The organism is Nocardioides speluncae (assembly GCF_003121585.1).
Classification (GTDB): Bacteria; Actinomycetota; Actinomycetes; order Propionibacteriales; family Nocardioidaceae; genus Nocardioides; species Nocardioides speluncae.
In genome coordinates, this window is sequence record NZ_QEOO01000049.1 from 1 (window position 1) to 23,990 (window position 23,990).

Below are 23,990 nucleotides of genomic sequence, written 5' to 3' on the forward strand. Positions count from 1 at the left end.
CGAACTCAACGACAGGCCCCGCAAACGCCTCGACTACGCTCGCCCCTCAGAGGCCATCCAAGACCTCTTGTTGCGTTGACCGCCCGAACTCGCCCTAGGTACCTAGTGAATTTGTCCCAGCCCACGCGAAGTTTCCGACGGGGAGGGGCAGTTTCACTAGGTACCTAGTGAAACTGCCCGACCTCCCGGGCTGGTTACGACTTGCCGTGCCAGGAGTCCCAGAGGGCGGCGTACGAGCCACGGGCCTCGACCAGCTCGTCGTGGGAGCCGAACTCGGCGATCTTGCCGTCCTCGACGACCGCGACCCGGTCGGCGTCGTGGGCCGAGAAGAGCCGGTGCGCGATGGCGATCACGGTCCGCCCGGACAGTACGGCGGCCAGCGAGCGCTCGAGATGCCGAGCCGCGCGCGGGTCGATCAGCGAGGTCGCCTCGTCGAGCACCAGCGTGTGCGGGTCGGCCAGCACCAGCCGGGCGAGCGCTACCTGCTGCGCCTGCGCAGCAGTCAGGACCCGGCCGCCCGAGCCGACCACCTCGTCCAGCCCGTCGGGCAGCGCGCGCACCCACTCGTCGGCATCCACCGCCGCGAGCGCCTGCCAGATCGAGTCGTCTCCGGCACCCGGAGGCGCGGCGAGGGCGAGGTTCTCGCGGATGGTGCCGACGAAGACGTGGTGCTCCTGGGTCACCAGGGCGACGTGTCCCCGAAGATCGGAAAGCGGCAGCTCGGTGAGGCCGACGCCGCCGACGGTGACCGAGCCGGCTCGCGGCGGGTGGATGCCGGCGAGCAGCCGCCCGAGTGTCGACTTCCCGGCACCCGACGGCCCGACCATCGCGATCCGCTCACCCACACCGACATCCAGCGAGACGCCGTGCAGCACGTCGCGCCCCTCGACATACGAGAACCGCACGTCGTCGGCCGAGAGCTTCTCGTCGAGCGGCTGCGCGCCGGTCGCCTCTCGGTCGTCCGGCACTTGCGCGACGCCGAGCAGGCGGGCCAGTGACGCCGCGCCCATCTGCAGCTCGTCGAGGATCGCGACCAGCCGGTCGACCGGGTCGATCAGCATCTGCACGTACAGGGTCGCCGCCGTCACCTCGGCCAGCGACGCGTCGCCGCGGGTGTAGAGCCAGCCGCCGAACAGCAGCGTGGCCACGGTCGGCAGCAGGTACGAGATTTCCATGGACGGGAAGAAGACCGTCCGCAGGTGCAGCGTGTAGCGCTCGGCGTCGTACGAGTCCTTGATGTCGTCGTCGATCGCGGTCACCCGCTCACCACCGAGCCCGAGCGCCTCGATGGTGCGGGCACCCTCGACGGTCTCGGTGAGCCGGGCGTTGATCTGGGAGTACGTCGCGGACTCGCGCAGGTAGCCGTCCTTGGCGCGCGCGAGGTACCAGCGCAGGCCAATCACTAGCGGCGGTACGCCGAGCAGGCACGGCAGCGCTACCCACCAGCCGACCGAAACCGCCGCGGCGAAGGTCAGTACCGCGGTGACCAGCGCGATCGTCCACTCCGGCAGCGCCCACCGCACCGACCATCCGAGCTGGTCGACATCACGGGAGGTGCGGGTGAGCAGATCGCCGGAGCCGGCCGACTCGACCACTCCGACCGGCAGCGCGAGCGTGTTCTCCACGAAGTCCTCGCGCAGCTCGGCCAGCACCTCCTCGCCCAGCGTCTGCGAGACGTAGCGCGCGTAGCGGGTCAGCACCGTCTGCAGCAGCAGGAACCCTGCGAGCAGCATGATCACCCGGTCGACGTGGGCTGTGGTGGTGCCCGCCTCGACCGCGCCGACCAGCTCGCCGAGCAGCCGCGGCGCGGCCAGACCGGCCACCGCGGCGGCGATGTGCAGCGCCAGGGCGCCGTACAGCATCCGCGGGTGCCGGCGCGCGAGGTCGCGCGCGTAGCGGCGGACCGAACGGCTGTCGGCCACCGGCAGGCTGGTGCTCATCTCGCCTCCTCGAGCTCGGTCTCACGGGTCACCACGGCGCGGTACGCCGGGTCGCCGGCCAGCAGGTCGGCATGGCTGCCGGTGGCCGCGATCCGGCCGCCGACCAGGAACGCGACAGTGTCGGCGGCGTCCAGCATCAGCGGGCTGGTGCTGGTGACCACGGTGGTCCGGCCGGCCCGGTGCTTCGTCAGCCGGCGCGCGATCCGGGCCTCGGTGTGGGCGTCGACCGCGCTGGTCGGCTCCACCAGAACCAGGATCTCGGGATCGGTCGCCAGCGCCCTGGCCAGTACCAGCCGCTGCCGCTGGCCACCCGAGAACGACCGGCCGCGCTCGGCGACCTCCGCGTCCAGCCCGTCGGGCAGCGCTTCGAGCACGTCCTCGGCCGAGGCGGTCTGCAGCGCCGCGTCGAGGTCACCGCCGCCCCGCACGTCGAGGCCGTCGCCCAAGCGGCCGCTGAACAGGGCGGCTCCGGTGTCGGACACCACGATCCGCCCGCGCACCTCGGTGCGGGTGAGCCGGGGGAGCGGCACGCCGCCCAGGCGGACGTCGTCATCGATCGTTCCGGCGAACATGCCGAGCCGGTCGGCCAGGTGAGCGGACGCGTCCGGGTCATCCGACACGATCGCGGTGAGCCGCCCAGGCGCCACCCGCAGCCCGGTGCGCGCGTCGTACAGATCGGAGCCGAGCGGCGGCGACGGCGCCGGGTCGGCTGGATCGACCACGTCGGGCGTGAGCGCGAGCACGCGGCAGACCCGGCGGGCTGAGATGGTGGCCCGGATCGCCTTGTTGGCGAACTCGGTGAAGGTCCGCAGCGGGATCATCAGGAACGCTGAGTAGCCGTAGAAGGCGACCAGCTCGCCCGCCGTCATCCGCCCGGACACGGCGTACCGCGCGCCCAGCCAGACCACCAGCACCACGAACACGCCGGGGAGCAGCACCTGCAGCGCGTCCAGCACCGACTGCACCTTGGCGACGGCCACGCCCGCGCGGCGGGTGCGCTGCGACTCGCGGCGGTAGCGGTCCAGGAAGACAGACTCGCCACCGATGCCACGGAGCACCCGCAGGCCGCTGACGATGTCGCTGGCGGTGTTCGACAGGTCGCTCATCAGCTCACGCTGGCGGGCGCCGCGGCGCTGGAGGGGCCGCAACAGTGGGCCGACCGCCAGCATCAGGAACGGCACACCGAGGAGTACGACGAGCCCGAGCGCGACCGAGGTCTGCAGCAGGATCGCCGCCACGAGGAAGAACGACGCGATCGCGCCAGCGAACCTGGCGAGCACGTCCATGATCTGGCCGACGTGGGAAAGGTCGCTGGTGCCGATCGCGACCACTTCACCGGTCGAGACCTTGCGCGGCAAGGTGCCACCGAGCAGGACCGCATGACGGCCGGTGACCTGCACCAGCCGATAGGCCGCGGTGAGCCAGTTGGTGACCGCGAACCGGTGCCGCATGATGCCGGCCGCGGCCTGCACCAGGCCGATCGCCAGCATCACGCCGGTCCACTTCAGCAGCTCGTCACCGTCGCGCGCCGCGACACCGTGGTCGATCGCGCGGCCGATCACAGCGGGCATCACCGCGAGGGTCGACATCCAGATGATGCCGAAGGTCATGCCCACAACGAGGGTGTGCCACTGTCCCTTCGCCATCCACCACAGGAACCGGACCGGCGACCTGTGGTCGGCGGTCCCGGGGTTGTCGAGGGGGAGTTTGCGCACCCCTCAACGCTACGGAGACAGCCGTGTCTCACTCCACAGGTTTTCGGGTACGCCGGTTGGGCGCGGTCGGCCCGGCCTCGAACACCTGCGGGCGCTGCGGCGGCGCGTCGCGCGCACGGTCAGCCGGGCCGGACGGCCTTCACGTAGCGGTGGCAGGGCACGGGGACCGGCCCGATCTGGGTGTTCGCCGGATAGTCGAAGGCGCCGCCGTCGGTCCAGCCGCGGCGCTCGTAGAACCGGCGAGCCCGGGCGTTGCCGGTAGCGACGGCCAGCCAGGCCTCGGCGTGGCCGTTCTGGGCGACCAGCCGCTCGCCCTCGCCGAGGACCACGGTGGCGACGCCGGTTCCGCGGTGGTCGCGGCCGACGTACACCTGCTCGACCTCGTCGCCCACGACCATCACGAAGCCGGCGATCTCATCGGCTACCTCGGCGACGGTGGTGTGGTCGAGCGCGGCGGTTACCCGGTCGTCGAACGACTCCCTGGTCCGCACCTCCACCAGCGCCTCCGGCACGTGCCCGACATGGCCGTCGACGAACCCGGCGTACCAGAGCTCGGCCAGGGGCGCGACGTCCTCGGGCCGCGCCGGACGAAGTGTCACCGCTGTCTCGTCGCTCGTCATGGCGCCAGCGTACGGACTCGGGCTTGAGGTGAGCGCTACCGTCGTGGCGTGACTCGCGCGGTGGAGTTCGTCAGCGATGGGGTGCGGCTGAGCGGGGTGCTTCGGGTGCCCGACGGCGCCGGGCCGTTCCCCGGCGTGGTGCTCACCGGACCGCTGTCGGGCGTCAAGGAGCAGGTGGCGGGCCTGTACGCCGAGAAGCTGGCCGCCGCCGGCTTCGCGACGCTCGCCTTCGACCACCGCAACTTCGGTGCCAGCGCGGGCGAGCCGCGCCAGCACGAGGACCCGCACGGCAAGCTGCACGACCTGCGCGATGCGGTGTCGTTCCTGCGCTCCCAGCCCGAGGTCGACCGCGACCGGATCGGCTGCGTCGGCGTCTGCCTCGGCGGCGGCTACGCGCTCCGCGCCGCCGCCTTCGACCCGCGGATCTGCGCGCTGGCCACGGTCGCCGGCGGCTACAACGACCCGCGCGGCATGCAGGCCGGGATGGGCGACGGCTACCGCTCGCTGCTCACCGCCCAGCTCGAGGCGACCGAGGACGCCGTCGGTCCGGCGTACCTCAACGCGGTCGACGGCGGCCCGCACGACGGCACCGTCATGCAGGGCGAGGAGCCGGCGGCGTACTACGGCACCGAGCGGTCGGCCAGCCCCGGCTGGGTCAACCAGCTGACCGCCGCCTCGATCTACGAGCTGGTCACCGTCGACCTCGGCGGCGCCGGCGACTTCATCTCGCCGACGCCGTGGCTGATGGTGCACGGCGAGGCCGACGACTACTGCACGCCTGACCAGGCGCGCGCCGCGTTCGCCCGTGCCGGCTCGCCGAAGCGGGACGTCTGGCTGCCCGCGAAGCTGCACATCGACCTGTACGACGTCCCCGAGTACGTCGGCCCGGCCGTCGCCGAGATCACCACCTGGTTCCGCGAGCACCTCAGCGGACCGAGCGGGACGACATGGTGAACGTCGACGTGATGTACCACCACTACTGGTTCACCGGCGAGGACGACGTCGACGAGCCAGAGTTCGGGGATCTCGGCACGATCTCTGCCGTCGGAGGGCGCGCGGTGGTCAACACCTTCACGGAATCCGGACCGATCAGCCTTCGCGTGCTGGTCGGCGACCACGCGCCCGGCGTCGAGGAGGAGTCGTGGCAGTCGGAGTGGGAGCGGGTCAGCGAGGTCACGCTCGATGCTCCGGAGTCCCTGCAGGTGTGCAGCTGGGAATACGCGCCGAGCGATCCGCCCAGCGGTGACGTCGTCAGGGCCGGCCGCCATCATCTGCGCCTACACGCGCGCGGTGAGGCCAAGGTCCGCGACGACGCGTACGTCGCGACTGCACTCGAGGAGCACCTCGTGCTGGTCTGGCCCGCGGATGCGCCGTCGCGGCCGGCAGGCGAAGGGCCGCGCTGGGACGAGGTCACCGGAGTCCCGGTTGTTCCGTACTCCGAGGGCGAGCCGCGGAGCTGGTTCGGTCCGGTCAAGGTGCCGGCCGGCCATTTCGAGCTGCGCTGGCGGGGTTCGGCAGCCGCGCCTGAGCCGGGGTCGGAGGCCCCGGCCCTGATCCCGGGTACTGGTGTCCTCGGCGTCGCTGTCGGGCTGCGGGGCATCACCGACGTCTCCGTAGAGGTCCGCGAGCACAGCCCCGGCGACCAGACCTGGCACGCCGACGCGGTCGTGGAGTGCGAGATCGAGGCCGACCGGCCGCTGCGTCTCCTGGATGGCAGCGGACAGCTGCCGCGCGGAGTGCCGGACCCGCTGACCACGGCGCCCGGACGCTGGGGCGTGCGTCTCTACGCCCGCCATCGCGAGCCCGACTACGGCCAGATCATGCTGATCTGGCCCTGTGGTGCGCCCACCCGAGACGAGGCCGACCGGGCTCGGTTCGCAGAGGACTCGTCGTACGACGAGCACGAGTGGGGCGATCGCGACAGCTGGTCCGACGAGATCGACGGGCCTGACGGCTACTGACACAGTGGAGCCGTGACAGACGTAGCCACCTTGGTCGGCAGCCTGCGCCGCGAGTCGCTGAGCATGAAGGTCGCCGAGGCGCTGCACGAGCTGGCGCCGGATGGCCTGAAGCCGCGGTTTGTCGAGATCGGGACGCTGCCGCTCTACAACCAGGACCTCGAGGCGTCGCCGCCGCCGGAGTGGCGCGCGTTCCGGGAGGAGATCCGGGCCGCGGACGCGGTCCTGTTCGTGACGCCGGAGTACAACCGCTCGGTGCCCGGCGTACTCAAGAACGCCATCGACATCGGCTCGCGGCCCAAGCAGACCAGCGCCTGGAAGGGGCGGCCGGCGGGCATCGTCAGCGTCTCACCGGGCGCGATCGGGGCGTTCGGAGCCAACCATCACCTGCGTCAGTCGCTGGTGTTCCTGGACATGCCCACGATGCAGCAGCCCGAGGCGTACGTCGGCGGCGCGGCGGGCCTGTTCGACGAGTCCGGGACGCTGGTCAACGATGCGACCCGGGACTTCCTGGCCGCCTACCTGACCGCGTTCGCCGACTGGGTCGCCCGCACCCACCGATAGCTATTCGTCGCCGCCGACGGCGAGCGGCACCACTACCAGCAGCGCCAGCACCGTCAGCAGCATCGAGCCGCCCGCGATGTACGCCGCGGTCCGGTCGACGACGACGTCGAAAATCAGGGTGGTGATGCCGACGATCAGCAGCCCGATCGCGGTGAGTACGACGGTCACCAGTCGGTGCGCGGTCAGCACCAACCGCTCCTTGACGCCGCGTCCGAACAACCGGCGGTGCACGGCGATTGGGACCATGATCAGCGCGGTGGTGACGCCGGCCAGGATCACCAGCCCGAGGTAGAGCCAGCGCTGGGCGTCGTCGAGGTCCGAGAACGCCGACTGGAAGGGCAGGGTCAGCAGGAAGCCGGCGATCAGCTGGGCGCCGGTCTGCATCACCCGCATCTCCTGGAGCAGCTCGTTCCAGTTGCGGTCGAGCCGTTCGTCTTTGGTCTCGCGCCGGTCAGTTGGCAAGGCCCTCGACCACCTCGGCCCGAGGCAGCTCGGCGAGCAGCTTGCCGCGGAGGAACAGCTTGGACCGGCGTACGCCGCTGCCGATGATCGCGAGCTCGATGTCGACCACCCGCGCGTCCACGAGCAGTCGCCACTGCTCCGGCAGCCCGACCGGCGTGATCCCGCCGTACTCCATCCCGGACTCGGCGACCGCCCGGTCCATCGACAGGAACGACGCCTTGCGCACGCCCAAGGTCTTGCGGATCAGGTTGTTGACGTCGGCCCGGGTGTCGGCGCGGACGATGCACGCCGCGACCCGCTCCTCCCCGTCCCGCTTGCCGGCCACCACGACGCAGTTGGCGCTCTGGGTGAGGGTGAAGCCGTACGCCTCGGTCATCGCCGCGGTGTCGGCAAGCTCGGGGTCGATCTCGGCGACCTGCACCTCGGCGGCCTGCGGCCAGTCGGCCAGGGCCGCGGCGACCGGGGTGGCAACGATCTCGGGATGCTCGAGCGCGGGCAGGTAGGTCAGCTCCATGGTGGCCATTCTGGACCTCGCCACCGCCCGCTCGAAACTGTCCCTGCCCGTCGGATACTTCCGACGGGCAGGGACAGTTTCACAAGGTACCTAGTGAAACTGACCGACAACTCAGAGCGTGAGCGTCCAGGTGTCGATCTTGCCGGTGTCCTGGGCGGCGTTGTCGTTGACCTGCAGCTTCCAGGCGCCGTTCCGAGCCTCCGACGACAGGTTCACCGTGTAGGTGGTGTTGATGTTGTCGGCGCTGCCGCCGGTCCGGTTGTGCAGGACGTAGACGGTGCCGTCCGGCGCCACCAGGTCGACCTTGAGGTCACCGATGTAGGTGTGCTGGATGGTGACCGCTACCTTCGAGGTCGCCGACGCGTTGCCGGTGCAGCCGGCGATGGTGATCGACGAGCTGACCGTGGCGTTGTCGGTGATCGCCACGTCGGTGCCGTTGGTCTGCGGCTGGCACGACGGCGTCGTACCGCCGCCACCGGTCTTCAGCGTCCAGGTGTCGATCTTGCCGGTGTCCTGCGACGCGTTGTCGTTGACCTGCAGCTTCCAGGTCCCGTTGGCGGCCTCGCTCGACAGGTTGACCGTGTAGGTCTGGTTGATGTTGTCGGCGCTGCCCCCGGTTCGGTTGTGCAGGACGTAGACGGTGCCGTCCGGCGCCACCAGGTCGACCTTGAGGTCGCCGATGTAGGTGTGCTGGATGGTCACCGCCACCGTGGCCGTCGCCGACGCGTTCCCGGCGCAGCCCGAGATCGGGATCGACGAGCTGACCGTGGCGTTGTCGGTGATCGCGACGTCGGTGCCGTTGGTACCGTCACAGCCCGGGGTCGACGGGCCGTTGACCGTCAGCGTGTACGTCGCGGTCTTGCTGCCCGAGGTGGCCGTTCCCTTGACCGCGATCGGGTAGCTGCCGGCCGGGGTTGCGGAGGTGGTCGCGATGCTCAGCGTCGACGAGGCACCCGAGGTGACCGTGGTCGGGTTGAACGTCGCGGTCGCGCCGGTCGGCAGGCCGGTCGCGGAGAGCGCCACCGACTGCGCGTTGCCGGCGATCGTCGCGGTCGACACGGTGGTCGACACCGACGAGCCCGCGGTCACCGAGCCGGACGACGGGGAGACACCGACCGAGAAGTCGTTCTGGCCGGTCGGCGGCGTGTTGTCGATCAGGTCCGAGATCTGGGCGTACACCAGGCTGATCTTGGCCGCCTCGTTCGGGCATCCGCCTAGGTGGTGCAGGCCGATCACCTTGTGGTCCGCGGAGAAGACCGGCGAGCCCGAGCTGCCGCCCGAGGTGTCGCACATGTAGTCGAAGTTGTGCGTCGCACCCGGCGTGGTTGCGTTGTTGACCTTGCAGACGTCGTTCGGGTCGTTTTGGGTGTTGTTGTAGAGCGACAGCTCCTTCGGGTCGCCGTCACCGTGGCCGATGATGTAGATCCGCTCGCCCGCGACCGGTGCGCGTGGGTCGAGGTAGAGCGTGCCGAACGACGTGATCGTGTCGAAGTTGTCGACCGAGAACACGGTGTAGTCGAGCCCGGATCCGCCGTCGCCGCTGGTCTCCAGCATCGTGTCGCCGGTGACCTTGGTGCCGGCGCCGGGGTTGTTGCCGCCGCACGTCGCGCACTGGTAGTCGAACTGGATCTCCTGGTTGTTCAGGTCGGCCTGGCTGCCGGTGCAGTGGTTGTTGGTCAGCATCCGGTTGGTGTTGCCGACCCGCCACGCGGTGCAGTGGGCGCTGCCGTTGAACAGGATCCGCGCGACCGCACGCGACTTGGCGTACTCGGTCGGGTGGCTGGACTGGTAGCAGACGACGTCGCGGCGGGCATCGGTGCTGCAGACACTCTCGATCGCCGGGTTGTGGGCGTCGATCTCGGCCTCGGTGTAGCCGCGCCAGAACCGGTCGATCGTGGCGACCGTGCCGCCGGAGGTCTTGGCGGTGCGCAGGGTGACCACGGCCGTGTCGCCGTCGATCGACATCGCCCAGAAGCCGGCGCTGCCGTCGGTGGTGTAGCCCGCGTTGCCGCGGGCGCCGGCCTTGGTCGGGTCGCTGCGGTAGGTGTACGACTCGGCGCCGTCCTCGCTGGCGACCGTGACCGACTCGCCCGGGGCCAGCCGGAGCGAGTCGAAGTGGACCTTGATGTACTGCGCGCCCGGGTGAGTGATCACCTGGCGGCGTCCGTTGACGGCGTATGAGAGCGAGCTGTCGACGGTGCGGAGCTCACCGACGACGGTCTTGCCGCGGTGCGGCGTGGCCTGTTCGGACTTCGGCGCGAGCTGGGTGGCGGGGGTCAGCGGCTGGTCGGTATAGGCGGCGGCCTGCGCTGAGCTTGATAGGGCGATGGGGGTGGCGGCGGCGATGCACACGGCTGCCGATAGCAGAACACGAAAGCGTTTCAAGGGACCCTCCCGAGTTTGATGGTGGGCACTTCTTAGTGCCTACAGATCGGCACGGCAATAGAGGTAACTCCGGAAAATCTTCTCTGGATGCCGCCGGTCAAGAAGAAAGTTCCGCTCGCCAATGCGGCCGCCGAACGCTCATGCGCCATTTACTTCGAGGTCACCGGCGCGGCGATCGGCGTCGCAAGCATGTGAGCCGTGGCTCCTCCCTCCACGCTCGTCCTGCCCCGTCAGGCTAGGCAGCGGACCGCGAGTCTCGTGGTCACCCCGGCGGTCGTCGCCCACCGGGGCGCTTCTGGCTATCGGCCGGAGCACACCCTCGAGGCCTATCGGACCGCGATCCGGATGGGCGCCGACGACATCGAGCTCGACCTGGTCCCGACCAAGGACGGCGTCCTGGTCGCCCGCCACGAGAACGAGATCACCGGCACCACCGACGTCGCCTTGCACCCGGAGTTCGCCGATCGCAAGACGACCAAGGTCGTGGACGGCGCCCGTCACACCGGCTGGTTCGTGGAGGACTTCACTCTCGCCGAGCTCAAGCACCTGGCGGCACGCGAGCGGCTCCCCGGGATGCGGCCGGACAGCGCGTCGTACGACGGGCAGGCGGGTGTGCCGTCACTGAACGAGGTGCTCGCGATGGTGCACGCCGAGTCCGCGCGCCGCGGCCGGCAGGTCGGCGTGATGCTGGAGCTGAAGAGCGCGGCGTACTTCGACTCGATCGGGCTGCCCGTCGACGAGCCCCTGCTCGCCGACCTGCGCCGGCACGAGGTGGACCACCCGCGGTCGCGGGTCACGGTGATGTCGTTCGAGCCGACGGTGCTGCGGCGCCTGTCCGGCCGGCTGCGAGTCTCCGTCGTACAGCTGCTGGAGTCGTCCGGGAAGCGCCCCGCCGACCTGGTCGCGGCCGGTGACCCGCGCACGTACGCCGACCTGGCCACGCCCGACGGCCTCGCCTGGATCGACGAGTACGCCGACGGCATCGGCGCCCACAAGGGTCTGGTGCTGCCGCGCGACGCCGACGGCATGATCGGCCGCCCGTCCCGCCTGGTCCGCGACGCGCACCGCCGCTGGCTGACCGTGCACGTCTGGACCCTGCGCGCCGAGAACCACTTCCTGCCGACCAACCACCGCAACGGTGACGACCCGGAGGACCACGGTGCGCTGGCCGCGGAGGCGCAGGCATTCCTCGATGCCGGCGTGGACGGGCTAATCACCGACCACCCTGATGTGGTGCTCGCTGTTCGCGACCAGGCTGCCTGAGTCTTTTGTTGTCCGGGTTGTTTCGGGCTGGGGCTTCATTTGCAGAATTACGTGGTTACCGTCGGCGGTTGGTTGCGGTACTTGGTTCGGCCGCTTTTCGGCTTACGGTTTGTTCGGGTCAACGGTCTGTGGTTGCGGTTCCCAAACCTTTGACTATCGCTCGAACGTATGTACTGTTGACGTAGTCAGTCATCGTCGGTACACCATGGGGGAGGTGCCGGAGGAATGCTCGTCAATTCACCGCATCCGGTACTCGCCTGTGCTGCCGCTATTGAGGCTGCATTGAGTGAAGTTGTCGAGGTTGATCCCGCTTTCATGCGGACCGGCGACAAGGCCGACGCGCTCCTCGCGCTGTCCCGGCTAGAGGTCCAACTGACCGCGCTGCGGCTACGGATCATGGCCTCGGCGGACGATGTCGCCGTCGAGACCGGCGCCCGAGACGTGGCCGCCTGGTTGGCCCACCAGACCCAAGACAGCCCGCAAGCATGCCGAGCCGAGCAGCATCTGGCGACCGCCCTCGACACCCGCTGGACCCGACTCGCCGCCGGTATCGCGGCTGGCGCGGTGAACCTAGCCCAAGCCAAGGTGATCGCGCGGGCGCTGGACGAACTCCCGGGCGATCTCGACCCAGCGTTGCTGGTGCAGGCCGAGGACCATCTGGTCGAAGCAGCCAAGGAGTATCGGCCGGACCAACTGCGGGTGCTGGGGCGGCGGATTCTGGACGTGATCGCGCCTGAGGTCGGCGAAGCCGAGGAGGCCAAGCAGCTGCAGCGAGAGGAAGAACGGGCCTGGGAGACCGCGAGCCTGACGCTGACCAGGCGTGGAGACGGCACCACCCGCCTGTCCGGAATCCTGCCGGATGCCGCGGCGACGCGGCTGGTGACCTACCTGGACGCCTTCACCTCACCTCGCCAGCAGGCCAACTCTGCACCGCAGCACCGGGCGCGCGGTCAGGCGTTCTGCGCCCTGTTGGAGCACCTCGACCCAGCCAGGCTCCCGGCGCACGGCGGCGACGCGACCACGGTGATGGTCACCATCAGCCACGACGCGCTGGCCCGCGACCTCGCGGCCGCCGGATTGGTTGGCACCGACGACAAGATCACCGCCTCCGAGGCCCGCCGCCTGGCCTGCACCGCGCAGATCGTGCCGGTGGTGCTCGGCGGGAGGTCAGAGATCCTCGACTTCGGCCGCACCCGCCGACTCTTCTCAAGAGCCCAGCACAAGGCCATGCGACTCCGAGACCAGCGGTGTCGTGGCGAGAATTGCACGATCCCGGCGTCGTGGTGTGAAGCGCATCATTGGGAGCCGTGGTCAAAAGGCGGAAAGACCAACCTCGCCGACGGCGTACTCCTCTGTTCACACCATCACCACCGAGCCCACGACAATCGCTATTCAGTAGAGCGAATGCCCAACGGCGATATCCGATTCCACCGCAGAAACTAATGGACCGCAACCACAGAACGTTGACCACAGTTACGCGCAAGAATAGGCGCCGACACTGAGTTGGACCGCAACCAAACGCCGACGGTGACCACGTAAGTCTGTAAATAGGCCCTCAGTCCGAGGCAGCCCGAGACACCGTCAGCGACGTGAAGACCTCGTCCGCGGACGGTACGCCGGCGACTCCCGGCAGGCTGGCGAACAGCACGCCGGGGCGGGCGGCGTCGACGTCCACGAGGACGAAGAGCGCCTCCTCGGTCGTGAACGACAGGGCCGGGTCGTCGACGTCGAGCGGTACGGCGAGCCGCCAGGCCGCGTGACCGTCGACGGTCGCCGGCTCGGGCGCGAGCGCGTCGTGCGGGCGCTCGTGCGGATAGTAGGTGTGCAGCATGGCGTCGGCGAACGCCAGCCCGGCGGTGTCGAGGTGCCCGGCGTACTCGGTCGAGGCGGGCAGGCCGCCAATGAAGATCGCACCGAGGTAGGGACCGCGCGGCGTCTTGCCGACCACGACCTCCTGCCCTTGCACGCCGTCGATGTCGGGGTACCCCGGGCACGGGCGCCACGGATCGGGCAGCGCCGGCACTGACAACCCGCCGGCCCGGTAGCGGCCGTCGACGTCCGGCGCGGGCAGGTCGGGCGGGTGGGGCGGCGGGTCGTTGCGATCCGGCGTCAGCTCGCCGGACCAAGCGTGGCCGTCCCACCACCGGAACAGGCCCGGACGGTTGCCCGGGTCCCAGTACCAGCCGGGTGGTGTCGGCTGCATACCTCCGGTCTATCACGGTTGGCGAACAGCGTGGACCCCCGTCACCCGCGGTTCACCCGGGCTCGGTGCCGATGTCACCCGATGCCGCTTGGCTCGGGCCCATGCTGACCATCACTCGAGTCGCCGCCGCAGCGGCACTCTCCCTTGCCGCCCCGATGCTGCTCGCCCCGCAGGCCACCGCCGCCCCGGCCGCCAGCGACAGCGCCAAGTCCGCCGCCCTCCACCACACCAAGCCGATCGTCATCGGCCACCGTGGCGCCTCCGGCTACCGACCCGAGCACACCCTGGCGGCGTACCAGCTCGCCATCCGCCTCGGCGCCGACTATGTCGAGCCCGACCTGGTCTCCACCAAGGACGGCGTCCTGGTGGCGCGCCACGAGAACGAGATCGGCGGCACCACCGACGTCGCCGACCACCCGGAGTTCGCCGGGCGCAAGAAGGAGAAGGTCATCGACGGGGTCAAGGTCACCGGCTGGTGGACCGAGGACTTCACCCTCCGGGAGCTCAAGACACTGCGTGCGAAGGAGCGGCTGCCGCTGGTGCGTCCCGACAACACCCGGTACGACGGCCGGTTCGAGGTCCCGACCCTGCAAGAGGTGATCGACCTGGTGAAGCGCGAGTCGAAGCGGGCCGGGCGCAAGATCGGCATCTACCCCGAGACCAAGCACCCGACCTACTTCGACTCGATCGGGCTCTCGCTGGAGGAGCCGCTGCTGCGCACGCTCAAGCGCAACGGCCTGGACAGCAAGCGGGACAAGGTCTTCATCCAGTCCTTCGAGACCGGCAACCTGCGCGAGCTGGCAGGCAAGACCAGGCTCCAGATCGTCCAGCTCGTCAACAGCAGCGGCGCGCCGTACGACCTGGTCGCGGCCGGTGACCCGCGGACCTACAAGGACCTGCTCACCCCGGCCGGGCTGCGCTGGATCTCCGAGTACGCCGACGGCATCGGTGCCAACAAGGACCTGGTGCTGCCCCGTGACCCGGCCACCGGCGCGACCGGTGCGCCGTCGACGCTGGTCGACGACGCCCACGCCCGCGACCTGATCGTGCACGTCTGGACGATCCGCGACGAGAACCAGTTCATGGCGACCAACTTCCGGATCGGGACCAACCCGATCGCCAAGGGCAACTCCCGCGCGGAGGTGCAGGCGTTCCTCGACGCCGGCGTGGACGGCATGTTCGCCGACCACCCGGACACCGCCGTCGACGCGCGTCAGGACTGGCTCGACGACTGACCCAGCTCGCTCAGATGGCCCGGCTTCCCGCCGGGCCATTCGCGTTTGCGAATATTGTCATTCTGTCCCGAAATGCGTTTGGTACCGGGGCGTGACGTTTGGTAGCGGGACGTGAGGGAAGTTAAGACCACGTTGGCAGCGAACCGAGAGGACATCATGAGCGAGCTGGTGGACGACCTGAACGAGCTTCGTGAGGAGCTCGATGTCCTGCAACAACAAGCCGAGGAGACCTCGCGGCGTCTGAGTCCGGTGCAGGGTGCCGACGAGACCGCGAGCGTGAGTGTCAAGCTCTCGGAGACCGGGTCGTTCCAGTCCGCAACTGTCAACCCGGGCTGGCGCAGCCGCATCTCGGCCGAGGAGCTGGGGAGCGCGGTCCTGATGGCCCTCGCGAACGCGGCCGGCAAGCGGATGGAGCAGTACGCCGAGGTGCAGTCCGATGTCGAGGAGACAGAGTCGTTCACGGCGCGGCCGGCCGGACTCGACCCGCGGGTCGAGCAGCTCTCCAAGAATCTTCAGGCCCAGTCGGGCGAGCGGGCCGACGCCTCGCTGGCGCAGACGATGGACTTGTTGAACGAGATGCTGGCCGGGCTCGACCGCGCTGAGGCCCTCGTCGACGCGCACGGCACGCAGGAGTACGTCGGCCGCAGTGGCAAGGGCCGAGTCACCGCGACGGTCACCGGCGAGAGCAGTGTCACCGCGGTGTCGATCAACCCGAAGTGGCTCGCGACCGCACACGAGGTCAACCTCAGCCGGGAGATCACGCAGGCGATCCGAGCCGCGCTGGACCAGGCGGCTGCCTCCGGACTCGCCTCGATCATGGACGCGACCGGACTCGCGGCGTACCAGTCCCTGCTCGGCAACAACACGACCCCCAAGCCCGGCCGCTAACCGCGGCCCGAACCAGCGATAGGAACGACCGATGACCCTGCAAGCCTCATTGGATGCCCTCACCCATGACGCCAAGGAATGGCACGACACCTCGACCAAGCTGCAGGAGTGTGTCGACATCGTGGCCAAGCTCCAGCTGACCAGCGAGTTCTCGTGGATGGGCTACCTGGTGGACACCGTGACGAACTACGAGGCGATGCGCTCGCACATCGAGACGATCCTCAAGGCCGGAGTGACGGAGACCGACAAGGTGGGCGACGCCCTGCAAGCGATCCGCGTCACCTACGAAGGCACCGATCAGGCCGCCAAGGACAAGATCGCCAGCAAGTGGAAGCCGGTCATCTGACCCGCCGACCACGGTCCGACCACCCACACACGTAGAGAGAAGGCGACATGCACCCCACGATCCAGAAGATCAACGAGCTGCTGCAGAAGGTCGAGGACAAGGTCAACGCCCTCGTCGACAAGATCAACGGACTGCTGTCCAAGGTCCCCGGCTGGCTCGAATGGGCCGTCGACAAGTTCAAGACGCTCTGGGACAAGGCCATCGAGAAGCTCGGCGAGTTCTGGGACCTGATCGTCAAGATCGTGTCCAACCTCGGCGTGCCATGGGAGCTCAACAATGCGAAGGACGACTGGGAGAAGGTCGGGTCGAAGACCAACACCGAGGTAGCCACCGCCAACGAGGGCACCCTCCAGACCGACGACGCCGACAAGTGGAGCGGCACGGCCAAGGACGCCTACGTCAAGGCGCTGGCCGACCAGAAGGCCGCGCTCAAGGGCATCAAGGCGACCTTCACCGACAAGATCCAGCCTGCCCTCGACTCCGCGGCAACGGCGATCTACATCTTCTGGGGGGCTCTGGTCGTCGCCATCGGCGTGATGATCATCGGAATCGTCACCGCCACGGGTGAGGCGGTCAGCATCCTCGGCCTTCCTGCCGTGCCGCCGACGGTGATCGTGGCCGTCGTGGTCTGCATCGGAGCCATCATCACCGGCACCCTCGTCCTTCGTGGCGCGCTGTCCACGTCCGCCACGACGTTCAACACCCTCAAGGGCGAGAGCGCGGACTACCCCAACGGCTGGCCGGCGTCTGCGATCTGATGGCGAGCACCAGGCCACGCAGCGAGCGGGCGCTGCTGATTGCGCTCGGGGGCGGCGCCGTCCTGCTGGCCGTCCTGGTCGCCGTCACGCTGGTGGCGCGCTCCGGTACGTCGGACTCCGACCGGCGGTCGACCTTCGCCTGGATGGCGGTCTTGCTGATCATCGAGATCGCCGTCCAAGTGACCATGCTGGCGGCGTTCCTGCGGGTGCGGACGAACGCCCGTCCCGCGCGGCAGCTGGGCGGCATCGGCTTCCTCGTCGGCGTCGTCGTGGCGGTAGCCGCCCTGGTAGTGCCCCGTCCAGGCGCCTACATCGGAATTCAGCTCCTCGTCTGCCTGCTGGCGGCCTTCCTGGCGCCGTACGCCCTGGCGATATCGAAGACCGCAGAGCAGATTGCGAAGGCGCCGCCCGAGCGGACCTGATCGGCGTCAGCCGCCGACGGTCACCGTTCGCCGGAACACGAAGTCCTTGGTCTCCGGACCCGAGTCGCCGCTGCGGATCGCGCTGTCGAGCCGCTGCACGATCTCCAGGTCGGCCTCGCTGATGAATGGCTCGAAGACCAGGGCGCCGTCGAACCCGTCGGTCCGGTCGCTGCGGATGACCATGCCGCTGGCCCGCTTGCCGGCCAGCGTCGACGCGTCGTCGACACCGGTCACGGTGTACGACGGCGACTCGCCGTCCGCGGTCACGGTCAGGCTGTCGTAGCTGGAGCGGATGCTCGCCACGGTCCAGACGCCGGCGTGCGGCGCCCAGCCGGCGTCGACGACGTACGCCATCGCGCCCACGCCCCAGGCGCAGGTCATGTCCGCGGTGACGCCACCCTCGAGCCGCTCGGTGTCGCAGCGGGTCTCCGCCGGGGCCGCCGCGGTCGCCTCGTCGTACAGGCCGGCCGCGTCGCCGGCGTCGCGCTTGCCGGTGGCGTCCACGGTCTGGGTCACGCCGTCGAACTCGATCTCGATCGCCGGCTCGGCCCCGCCTTCGACGCCGACGAAGTACGCCGCCGCCAGCGGCAGCATGGGCGCGTCGACCTCGGTGCGATGGTTGCCGGCGACCACGGTGACGACCGGGTCTATGGTCCCTGGCGGCAGCAGCGGCTCCTGCCAGTCCGGCACGCTCTTGCCGCCGTCCCACTCCAGGACGACGCCCACCAGGCTGTCCCCGCTCGACGCGCTTCGTGCGGTGACGTCCGCGGTCTCGGTGGGATCGACCTCGGAGACCGGGTTGCCGACCGTGATGGTGAGCTGGCCGGTCGGCACCCGGACCTTGGTCTCGGTGCCGGTCACGACGCTCGGACCGCCCGCCTCGATCACCTCGCCGGGCTCGACCGCGTCATCGTCACCCTGCGCGTCACATGCGGTCGCCGCCGCACCAAGGATCAGTGCGGCGGCGAACAGAAAGGGATAAAAGGTACAAACCCGAGGCATGCGCCCTATCTTGACATCAGTTCTGGGGGAGCAGGATCCAGGCGATCACATAGGCGACCAGAACGCTGCCGAGCCCGAAGACCACGCCGAGCACGGTCAGCACCCGGACCAGCGTGACGTCGACGCCGAGGTAGTTCGCCACGCCGGAGCAGACGCCGCCGATCATCGCGTTGTCGCTGCGGCGCGCTAGCCGCTTGGGGCCGGCTGCCGGCTGGGGTGTGGATGCGTAGCTCATGAGTTCTCCTCCGTGTCGATGATCCGGGTGTTGTCGTCGTCGTCGTCGGTCTCTGGTTCGGTCTGCGGCTCTTCGGCTCGCGTTGTCACCGCGGCCGGCTGCGGCGCCGGCCGGCGCCGGCCGCTGAACGCGATCACCAGCAGCCCGGCCAGTCCGGCAACGACCCACGGGATCGGCAGCAGCCAGCGGATGTCCTCGCCGGTGACGGTCTCACTGACGACCAGCGCCCAGATGCCGACGATGCCGAGGAAGGCAACGCCCATCACCAGGTGGCCAACGTTGGTGGGGTGCCAGCCGGCCCGGAACCGGGACGGTACGGCGGTGGCGTCATCCATCAGGTTCTCCTTCGTTGCTGCGTTCATCGCTGGACGACCTCGATCTCGCCGAGGCCCACCCAGGCGTCGATGTCCAGCTCGGGGGCGCCGACACCTCCGTCGACGCCGTCGTCCACGTGGATGTCGGAGCCTTCCTCGTGCGCCCCGAACGTCTCGATCGTGCCGCCCACGGTCACCTCGGCGTCCACGGTTACGGAGACATCGTCGGGCACCACGATCCGCAGCTTCCCGCTGGCGATGGCCAGCGTCAGCTGCCGGCCGTTGAGGTGCTCGGGGTCTGTGACCCGGGTGAGGTCCAGTTCGAGGTCGCCGGCGATCCGCCAGTACTCGCTGTTGACGTCGTCGGCGGTGGTCGGCACGACCCGCTCGTCCTGCGCGTCCACCCGCTCGACCGCGGTCACCCCGGCGAGCGCCACCGCGGTCAGCAGCCCGAGTGCGATCAGCCCGCCGGAGCGGCCCCACCAGGCGCCGATCACCAGCACCAGACCGAACACGCCCACCGCCAGTGCGAGGTACGCCGATGCGGTCACGTCGAGGCCGGCCAGGTCGGCGAAGCCGAGCAGGCCCTCGGCCAGCGCCAGCAGCGCGAGCGCGAACCAGAACAGGATCGGACCGCGCTTGCGCGGGTTGGGTGGCCGCACCGGGTACGACGGGCGCGGCGGCAGCGGGGGCTGGTACGGCGCGGTGGGCGACGGCCCGTAGGTCATCGTCGGCGGCCCGTACGTCGGCGGTCCGTACGCCGGAGCCGGGCCGGCCTTGCGGAGCGACACCGGGTAGCCCGGTGCGGCGCCCTGGGTCCCCGGAGGAACCGGAGGCACGAAGCCCGGCGGCCCCGGCGGCACCGACTCGCGGCGATTGCGCCTGTTGATCAGCAGGTAAACGATCACGCCGATGATCACCAGCGGCCACGGGAAGTCCCAGAACCCCCACGACCCACCGACCAGCATCAGGCAGGCGATGATGCCGATGCCGAGCAGCGCCGCGGTCCGGGTCCGGGCGTCCAGGTCGATCAGCGCCCGGTCGGTCGTCTCCTCGGGAATGAGCACCCAGCACACGGCGTACAGAACCAGGCCGGAGCCGCCGAACAGGGCGAGCACCACGAAGGCGACGCGCAGGATCACCGGGTCGATGTCGAGATGCCGGGCCAGGCCGCCGGCAACGCCGGCGACGTGCTTGTCGGTACTGCTGCGGCGGATCTGCGCGAGGTCGCGCATCTCGTCGCGGCTGACCCGAGGTCCAGACCCATGACCGCCCGGTGCGCCGGGCGGGCCGGCGGGGGCGGCGTCGGGAGGTGTTGTCGTCATACACCCAGCGTGACGCCGTACCGGCTCCGGAACCATCGGGGAGCACCCTGATTCCCGGACAAGCCGACCACTGCCGACTCAGGGTCCGGTAGGGGTCACGCCTCATGGAGCGAGCCCGGCCGCTGTGTGACGATTGGTGCCACGATGAGTACCGCTGCGCGCCCCACCGATGTCCGCCGGGCGACCCGAGACACCCAGGACTACATCGTCGGCGGGGTGGCATCGGGTCTCGCGGTGCACCTTGCCCTGCCCGTCGCCTGGGTGCGTGCCGCGTTCGTGCTGCTGGCGGTGATCGGAGGCGTCGGCGTCGGCCTGTACGCCGGCCTCTGGATGGTGCTGCCCGCCGACACCCGCTTCGACGACCAGGCGCCGGGCCTGGCCAGCGCCACCCGCACCGGCAAGCGGCCCGGCCCTGCCCGCCGGCTGGTCGACGTCGGCCCGGCGATCGCCCTCGGCGCCCTCGGCCTGGGCCTGATCTTCATGATCGAGGCGCTCTTCGGGCGCGGCGCGCTGTTCTGGCCGGTGCTGCTCGGCGTGGTCGGCGTGACCCTGCTGTGGCGCCAGGCCGACGAGGCCCAGCGCGAGCGGTGGCTGGACGGCACCGGCGGGCTGGACCCGGTCCGCGCGGTCTTCGGCAGCGGCGGCTGGGCGTCGTACGCCCGGGTCGGTGCCGGTCTGGTGCTGATCTTCGCCGCGCTGCTGGTGTTCTCGCTGCAGGCCGGCGAGCTGTCGGTGGCGCGCGACGTGCTCCTCGCCACCGGCCTGGGCATCGCCGGCCTCGCGATCAGCGTCGGCCCCTGGATCTTCCGGATGGCCAGCGACCTGACCTCCGAGCGGGCCGAGCGGGTGCGCAGCCAGGAGCGCGCCGACATGGCCGCCCACCTGCACGACTCGGTGCTGCAGACCCTGGCGCTGATCCAGAAGAATGCCGGCGACGGCCCCACCGTCGCCCGCCTCGCCCGCGCCCAGGAGCGCGACCTGCGCGCCTGGCTGTACGCCGAGGAGTCGACCGACGCGACCACCCTCGCCTCCGCGCTGCGGGCCGTCGCCGCGGAGGTGGAGGACGGCCACGGGGTGAAGGTGCAGGTGGTCACTGTCGGCGACCGGCCGTCGAGCGAGGCGCTGCGGCCGCTGGTGAACGCGACCCGCGAGGCCGTCACCAACGCCGCCAAGCACGCCGGTGCCGATCTGATCGACGTGTACGCCGAGGTGTCGCCGAAGGCGGCCGACGTGTTCGTGCGAGATCGTGGGGTGGGATTCACCCTGGACGCCGTGGCCGATGACCGGTTCGGTGTCCGTAGGAGCATCATCGACCGCATGGAACGACACGGCGGTACCGCGGAGGTGCGCTCCGCGCCCGGCGAAGGCACCGAGGTCCGGCTGCACATGCCGCTGGAGGAGGAGAGCGATGACTGACCAGAAGGCTGGGCAGAACGTAAGCGTCGTGCTGGTCGACGACCACGCGATGTTCCGCGCCGGCGTCCGCGCCGAGCTGGGCGATGCCGTCGAGGTACTGGCCGAGGCGGCCGACGTCGACACCGCGGTGGCCGCCGTCCAGCAGCACCAGCCCGACGTCGTACTCCTCGACGTGCACCTGCCCGGCGGCGGCGGGGTCGAGGTGATGCGAAGAGCCGCCGCGTCGCCTAGCGCCGCGACGTCTGGGTCACCGAGGTACCTCGCGTTGTCTGTCAGCGATGCTGCGGAGGACGTGATCGGCACCATCCGCGGCGGCGCCCGCGGCTACGTCACCAAGACCATCACCGGCCCGGAGCTGATCGCAGCGATCCAGCGCGTCTCCGAGGGCGACGCGGTCTTCTCGCCGCGGCTGGCCGGCTTCGTCCTGGACGCCTTCGCCGGCTCCATCGACGTCGCCGCCGTCGACGAGGACCTGGACCGGCTCACCGAGCGGGAGCGCGAGGTGATGCGGCTGATCGCCCGCGGCTACGCCTACAAGGAAGTCGCCAAGGAGCTGTTCATCTCGATCAAGACCGTCGAGACCCACATGAGCTCGGTGCTCCGCAAGCTGCAGCTCTCCTCCCGCCACGAACTGACGCGGTGGGCCAATGACCGCAGGCTCCTCTAGGGGCCTGCCGAGGGTGCGGCAAATGACCGAAGGCTCCTCTAGACGTAGAGGAGCCTTCAGTCGGGCAGGGCGGCTACGGGATCCCGGCGCCCTTCTTGTAGGAGTCGATCAGCACCCGGCAGGCGCTCCGGTTGGTCAGGTTGCCGCTGTTGGTGATCAGCGAGGCCTGGATGTTGCCCGGGAAGCTGGCGACGCAGGTGTGCACCTGGTAGGTCCCGACCCGGTCACCACCGTGGTAGTTGTAGCCGTTGTTCGAGCCGCGCTCCCAGCCGAGCTCCAGGTCGTTCTGCCAGTTGCGGACGGTGGGGTGGATGCCGCCGTTCTGCACCTTGGCCAGGAACTGCGTCATGTCGACGGCGGAGATCCAGAGCCCGCGGTGACCGGCGCAGGCCTGCAGGTCCTCACCCAGGAGCATGTTGGCGACGCCCGGCTCCGACTTGTTGAAGATGTCGTAGGCCTTCGCGGCGGTGTTCACGTCGGCCGGCCCACAGGCAGCCAGGTCGATCCCCCAGTGGGTGAAGAAGCGGCCGTTGAGGTACTTCAGCGCGACGTCACCGGAGTCCGCCACCTTCATCCAGCCGGACGTGGCCGGGTCGAGGGACTTCCATAGGCCCACCAGCGCGATCCGGAGCGTGGCGTAGTTCATGTTGGTGTAGTCCCAGGGGGACCCCACCACCAGCGGCTTGGTCATCGCGAACTGGACGCCGTCGTTGAGCGTGCCCCACTGGTCCCTCTCGGCCTGCGTGAAGTTGGCGTCGACCGGCTGCTGGCCCAGACCCGAGGTGTGGTTGAGCAGCTGTTGGAACGTCACCTCGTTCCAGCTGGCGTCCCGCGGCCACCCGAACGGCAGGTACGGCGCGACCTTCGCGGAGGGCGTCAGGCCCTTGCGGTGGAGCAGGTCGAGAATCGAGATGGCGGTGAAGTTCTTGGTGGCGCTCATGATGTCGATCGTGGTGCGGCCGTTGCCGTCCGCGTTGTTGCGCGCCTTGCCGTGGCCGTTGCTGTAGACCACCTGGCCGTCCCGAGCGATCGAGAACGAGTAGCCGACGACGTTGCCCGATAGCTCGTCGTCGATGGCGTTGACCATGGTCATGGTGTTCCAGTTGTCCGGGGCGGCCTGGGCCGAGCCCGTGGACCCGGCGAGGGCGACGGACGCGACGAGAGCGGTGGTACCGAGGACTGCGGCGATCTGCTTGCGGAACATGGCTGGCTCCTTGTGATCCGAGTGAAAGGTGCCGGCGGATCCGGCGTTGACTCAACTCTCGGTCTCGGGGGCCATGCGACGCATGAGGGGTGATCCCTCATCTCTCGACGTGGGGGGTTCCCACCCCTACGCTTCGGGTCCATGGAGACCCTGCGCCTCGTCCTGCTCTTCCTGCACATCCTCGGCTTCGCGGCCCTGATCGGCGGCCTGCTGGTGCAGGGGCGCGAGGCCGAGAAGAAGGTCAACGGCCCGATGCGTGACGGCGCCGGTACGGCGTTCCTCGCCGGGCTGCTGCTGGTCGGCGTACTCGAGGCCGACGATGCTGATGTCAACCACGCCAAGATCGGCGTGAAGTTCGCGATCGGCCTGGTCGTCTTGGTGTTGGTCATGATCAACACCCGCAAGCCCAAGATCCCCGACGGCCTCTACTGGGCGCTGCTCGCGCTCTCGATCGCGAACGTCGCCGTCGCCGTCTTCTGGGCACCCGCCCACACGTAGGAGGCCGCACCTCGGACGCGGGTTCTGGGGGTGCCGGGCCGTAGGGTTGTAGGCAC

General features: G+C 69.7%; 25 protein-coding genes. 13 read left to right on the forward strand and 12 right to left on the reverse strand.

The annotated features are described in order from the left end of the window. Nucleotides 1-194: 194 nt before the first annotated feature. The 3 genes from DDV73_RS25120 to DDV73_RS25130 form a co-directional block, all read right to left on the reverse strand. Entirely contained in the window at nucleotides 195-1,940 is a 1,746-nt protein-coding gene (locus DDV73_RS25120; protein ID WP_109510024.1) for an ABC transporter ATP-binding protein, read from the reverse strand. Next, the gene (locus DDV73_RS25125; RefSeq protein WP_206051086.1) at nucleotides 1,937-3,655 is read right to left on the reverse strand and encodes an ABC transporter ATP-binding protein; all 1,719 of its coding nucleotides are present in this window, start codon (nucleotides 3,653-3,655) and stop codon (nucleotides 1,937-1,939) included. Before DDV73_RS25125 ends, DDV73_RS25120 begins: the two co-directional genes overlap by 4 nt. Nucleotides 3,656-3,774: 119 nt before the next feature. Beyond that, a complete protein-coding gene (locus DDV73_RS25130; protein WP_109510025.1) occupies nucleotides 3,775-4,275 on the reverse strand; it encodes a GNAT family N-acetyltransferase in 501 nt (166 codons plus the stop codon). A 48-nt stretch (nucleotides 4,276-4,323) separates the two neighbouring features. Between DDV73_RS25130 and DDV73_RS25135 the strand changes: the two genes are divergently transcribed. Genes DDV73_RS25135 through DDV73_RS25145 form a run of 3 tightly spaced genes read left to right on the forward strand, consistent with a single transcriptional unit; the run spans nucleotide 4,324 to nucleotide 6,797 of the window. Beyond that, on the forward strand, nucleotides 4,324-5,229 hold the full coding sequence (locus DDV73_RS25135) for an alpha/beta hydrolase (protein WP_109510026.1): 906 nt from the start codon (nucleotides 4,324-4,326) through the stop codon (nucleotides 5,227-5,229). Further along, complete coding sequence (locus tag DDV73_RS25140; RefSeq protein ID WP_109510027.1) at nucleotides 5,223-6,236, forward strand: hypothetical protein; 1,014 nt, start codon at nucleotides 5,223-5,225, stop codon at nucleotides 6,234-6,236. Before DDV73_RS25135 ends, DDV73_RS25140 begins: the two co-directional genes overlap by 7 nt. 12 nt (nucleotides 6,237-6,248) lie before the next feature. After that, nucleotides 6,249-6,797 (forward strand): NADPH-dependent FMN reductase, encoded by a 549-nt coding sequence (locus tag DDV73_RS25145; protein WP_276310144.1) that lies wholly within the window; start codon nucleotides 6,249-6,251, stop codon nucleotides 6,795-6,797. Here the strand turns inward: DDV73_RS25145 and DDV73_RS25150 are convergent, their stop codons facing one another. From DDV73_RS25150 to DDV73_RS25160, 3 genes are all read right to left on the reverse strand, one after another. Then, entirely contained in the window at nucleotides 6,798-7,259 is a 462-nt protein-coding gene (locus tag DDV73_RS25150) for a DUF6328 family protein (RefSeq protein WP_109510028.1), read from the reverse strand. After that, nucleotides 7,249-7,773, reverse strand: coding sequence for a YbaK/EbsC family protein (locus DDV73_RS25155; RefSeq protein WP_420818489.1), 525 nt, complete (start codon nucleotides 7,771-7,773; stop codon nucleotides 7,249-7,251). Before DDV73_RS25155 ends, DDV73_RS25150 begins: the two co-directional genes overlap by 11 nt. 111 nt (nucleotides 7,774-7,884) lie before the next feature. Beyond that, entirely contained in the window at nucleotides 7,885-10,125 is a 2,241-nt protein-coding gene (locus DDV73_RS25160; RefSeq protein WP_206051087.1) for a proprotein convertase P-domain-containing protein, read from the reverse strand. Nucleotides 10,126-10,356: 231 nt separating this feature from the next. Here DDV73_RS25160 and DDV73_RS25165 point away from each other — a divergent pair, with 231 nt between their 5' ends. Together DDV73_RS25165 and DDV73_RS25170 are read left to right on the forward strand one after the other, a co-directional pair. Then, nucleotides 10,357-11,421, forward strand: coding sequence for a glycerophosphodiester phosphodiesterase family protein (locus DDV73_RS25165; protein WP_240617475.1), 1,065 nt, complete (start codon nucleotides 10,357-10,359; stop codon nucleotides 11,419-11,421). A gap of 315 nt (nucleotides 11,422-11,736) precedes the next feature. Continuing rightward, nucleotides 11,737-12,864, forward strand: coding sequence for an HNH endonuclease signature motif containing protein (locus DDV73_RS25170; RefSeq protein WP_240617476.1), 1,128 nt, complete (start codon nucleotides 11,737-11,739; stop codon nucleotides 12,862-12,864). A 112-nt stretch (nucleotides 12,865-12,976) separates the two neighbouring features. Here DDV73_RS25170 and DDV73_RS28945 read toward each other — a convergent pair whose 3' ends face one another. After that, a complete protein-coding gene (locus DDV73_RS28945) occupies nucleotides 12,977-13,624 on the reverse strand; it encodes a DUF2510 domain-containing protein (RefSeq protein WP_206051088.1) in 648 nt (215 codons plus the stop codon). Nucleotides 13,625-13,725: 101 nt separating this feature from the next. Here DDV73_RS28945 and DDV73_RS25180 point away from each other — a divergent pair, with 101 nt between their 5' ends. From DDV73_RS25180 to DDV73_RS25200, 5 genes are all read left to right on the forward strand, one after another. Next, on the forward strand, nucleotides 13,726-14,859 hold the full coding sequence (locus tag DDV73_RS25180) for a glycerophosphodiester phosphodiesterase (RefSeq protein ID WP_109510031.1): 1,134 nt from the start codon (nucleotides 13,726-13,728) through the stop codon (nucleotides 14,857-14,859). A gap of 156 nt (nucleotides 14,860-15,015) precedes the next feature. Then, nucleotides 15,016-15,747 (forward strand): YbaB/EbfC family nucleoid-associated protein, encoded by a 732-nt coding sequence (locus DDV73_RS25185; RefSeq protein ID WP_109510032.1) that lies wholly within the window; start codon nucleotides 15,016-15,018, stop codon nucleotides 15,745-15,747. A gap of 31 nt (nucleotides 15,748-15,778) precedes the next feature. Continuing rightward, on the forward strand, nucleotides 15,779-16,093 hold the full coding sequence (locus DDV73_RS25190; protein WP_109510033.1) for a hypothetical protein: 315 nt from the start codon (nucleotides 15,779-15,781) through the stop codon (nucleotides 16,091-16,093). A gap of 47 nt (nucleotides 16,094-16,140) precedes the next feature. Beyond that, nucleotides 16,141-16,851: a hypothetical protein gene (locus DDV73_RS25195; protein ID WP_109510034.1), complete on the forward strand. Its 711-nt coding sequence runs from the start codon at nucleotides 16,141-16,143 to the stop codon at nucleotides 16,849-16,851. Beyond that, nucleotides 16,851-17,273, forward strand: a complete 423-nt coding sequence (locus DDV73_RS25200; protein WP_109510035.1) for a hypothetical protein — start codon at nucleotides 16,851-16,853, stop codon at nucleotides 17,271-17,273. The genes DDV73_RS25195 and DDV73_RS25200 overlap by 1 nt, the downstream gene beginning before the upstream one ends. A 6-nt stretch (nucleotides 17,274-17,279) precedes the next feature. On the opposite strand, the gene DDV73_RS25205 is transcribed toward DDV73_RS25200, so the two are convergent. The 4 genes from DDV73_RS25205 to DDV73_RS25220 are packed head-to-tail and all read right to left on the reverse strand — an operon-like array spanning nucleotide 17,280 to nucleotide 20,149. Beyond that, a complete protein-coding gene (locus DDV73_RS25205; RefSeq protein ID WP_109510036.1) occupies nucleotides 17,280-18,275 on the reverse strand; it encodes a hypothetical protein in 996 nt (331 codons plus the stop codon). 16 nt (nucleotides 18,276-18,291) lie between these two features. Then, nucleotides 18,292-18,510 carry a PspC domain-containing protein gene (locus DDV73_RS25210; protein WP_109510037.1) on the reverse strand — a complete coding sequence of 73 codons (219 nt, stop codon included), beginning with the start codon at nucleotides 18,508-18,510 and terminating at the stop codon, nucleotides 18,292-18,294. Then, nucleotides 18,507-18,845 (reverse strand): hypothetical protein, encoded by a 339-nt coding sequence (locus DDV73_RS25215; protein WP_154402904.1) that lies wholly within the window; start codon nucleotides 18,843-18,845, stop codon nucleotides 18,507-18,509. Before DDV73_RS25215 ends, DDV73_RS25210 begins: the two co-directional genes overlap by 4 nt. Before the next feature lie 23 nt (nucleotides 18,846-18,868). Next, nucleotides 18,869-20,149 (reverse strand): PspC domain-containing protein, encoded by a 1,281-nt coding sequence (locus DDV73_RS25220; RefSeq protein WP_161962532.1) that lies wholly within the window; start codon nucleotides 20,147-20,149, stop codon nucleotides 18,869-18,871. A gap of 144 nt (nucleotides 20,150-20,293) precedes the next feature. On the opposite strand from DDV73_RS25220, the gene DDV73_RS25225 reads away from it, so the two are divergent. Further along, complete coding sequence (locus DDV73_RS25225) at nucleotides 20,294-21,565, forward strand: ATP-binding protein (RefSeq protein ID WP_109510040.1); 1,272 nt, start codon at nucleotides 20,294-20,296, stop codon at nucleotides 21,563-21,565. Beyond that, nucleotides 21,558-22,232: a LuxR C-terminal-related transcriptional regulator gene (locus DDV73_RS25230; RefSeq protein ID WP_109510041.1), complete on the forward strand. Its 675-nt coding sequence runs from the start codon at nucleotides 21,558-21,560 to the stop codon at nucleotides 22,230-22,232. The genes DDV73_RS25225 and DDV73_RS25230 overlap by 8 nt, the downstream gene beginning before the upstream one ends. A 73-nt stretch (nucleotides 22,233-22,305) precedes the next feature. Here DDV73_RS25230 and DDV73_RS25235 read toward each other — a convergent pair whose 3' ends face one another. Continuing rightward, nucleotides 22,306-23,436 (reverse strand): serine hydrolase domain-containing protein, encoded by a 1,131-nt coding sequence (locus tag DDV73_RS25235; RefSeq protein WP_109510042.1) that lies wholly within the window; start codon nucleotides 23,434-23,436, stop codon nucleotides 22,306-22,308. 141 nt (nucleotides 23,437-23,577) lie between these two features. Here DDV73_RS25235 and DDV73_RS25240 point away from each other — a divergent pair, with 141 nt between their 5' ends. Beyond that, nucleotides 23,578-23,934, forward strand: coding sequence for a hypothetical protein (locus DDV73_RS25240; RefSeq protein WP_109510043.1), 357 nt, complete (start codon nucleotides 23,578-23,580; stop codon nucleotides 23,932-23,934). The last annotated feature ends 56 nt before the right edge of the window (nucleotides 23,935-23,990 follow it).

What these genes read in the sequence shown, in the direction of transcription:
- DDV73_RS25120 (WP_109510024.1), bottom strand. Translation starts at nt 1,940, where the DNA reads ATGAGCACCAGCCTGCCGGTGGCCGACAGCCGTTCGGTCCGCCGCTAC.
- DDV73_RS25130 (WP_109510025.1), bottom strand. Translation starts at nt 4,275, where the DNA reads ATGACGAGCGACGAGACAGCGGTGACACTTCGTCCGGCGCGGCCCGAG.
- DDV73_RS25140 (WP_109510027.1), top strand. Translation starts at nt 5,223, where the DNA reads ATGGTGAACGTCGACGTGATGTACCACCACTACTGGTTCACCGGCGAG.
- DDV73_RS25155 (WP_420818489.1), bottom strand. Translation starts at nt 7,773, where the DNA reads ATGGAGCTGACCTACCTGCCCGCGCTCGAGCATCCCGAGATCGTTGCC.
- DDV73_RS25170 (WP_240617476.1), top strand. Translation starts at nt 11,737, where the DNA reads ATGCGGACCGGCGACAAGGCCGACGCGCTCCTCGCGCTGTCCCGGCTA.
- DDV73_RS28945 (WP_206051088.1), bottom strand. Translation starts at nt 13,624, where the DNA reads ATGCAGCCGACACCACCCGGCTGGTACTGGGACCCGGGCAACCGTCCG.
- DDV73_RS25180 (WP_109510031.1), top strand. Translation starts at nt 13,726, where the DNA reads ATGCTGACCATCACTCGAGTCGCCGCCGCAGCGGCACTCTCCCTTGCC.
- DDV73_RS25185 (WP_109510032.1), top strand. Translation starts at nt 15,016, where the DNA reads ATGAGCGAGCTGGTGGACGACCTGAACGAGCTTCGTGAGGAGCTCGAT.
- DDV73_RS25190 (WP_109510033.1), top strand. Translation starts at nt 15,779, where the DNA reads ATGACCCTGCAAGCCTCATTGGATGCCCTCACCCATGACGCCAAGGAA.
- DDV73_RS25195 (WP_109510034.1), top strand. Translation starts at nt 16,141, where the DNA reads ATGCACCCCACGATCCAGAAGATCAACGAGCTGCTGCAGAAGGTCGAG.
- DDV73_RS25200 (WP_109510035.1), top strand. Translation starts at nt 16,851, where the DNA reads ATGGCGAGCACCAGGCCACGCAGCGAGCGGGCGCTGCTGATTGCGCTC.
- DDV73_RS25205 (WP_109510036.1), bottom strand. Translation starts at nt 18,275, where the DNA reads ATGCCTCGGGTTTGTACCTTTTATCCCTTTCTGTTCGCCGCCGCACTG.
- DDV73_RS25210 (WP_109510037.1), bottom strand. Translation starts at nt 18,510, where the DNA reads ATGAGCTACGCATCCACACCCCAGCCGGCAGCCGGCCCCAAGCGGCTA.
- DDV73_RS25215 (WP_154402904.1), bottom strand. Translation starts at nt 18,845, where the DNA reads ATGGATGACGCCACCGCCGTACCGTCCCGGTTCCGGGCCGGCTGGCAC.
- DDV73_RS25220 (WP_161962532.1), bottom strand. Translation starts at nt 20,149, where the DNA reads ATGACGACAACACCTCCCGACGCCGCCCCCGCCGGCCCGCCCGGCGCA.
- DDV73_RS25225 (WP_109510040.1), top strand. Translation starts at nt 20,294, where the DNA reads ATGAGTACCGCTGCGCGCCCCACCGATGTCCGCCGGGCGACCCGAGAC.
- DDV73_RS25230 (WP_109510041.1), top strand. Translation starts at nt 21,558, where the DNA reads ATGACTGACCAGAAGGCTGGGCAGAACGTAAGCGTCGTGCTGGTCGAC.
- DDV73_RS25235 (WP_109510042.1), bottom strand. Translation starts at nt 23,436, where the DNA reads ATGTTCCGCAAGCAGATCGCCGCAGTCCTCGGTACCACCGCTCTCGTC.
- DDV73_RS25240 (WP_109510043.1), top strand. Translation starts at nt 23,578, where the DNA reads ATGGAGACCCTGCGCCTCGTCCTGCTCTTCCTGCACATCCTCGGCTTC.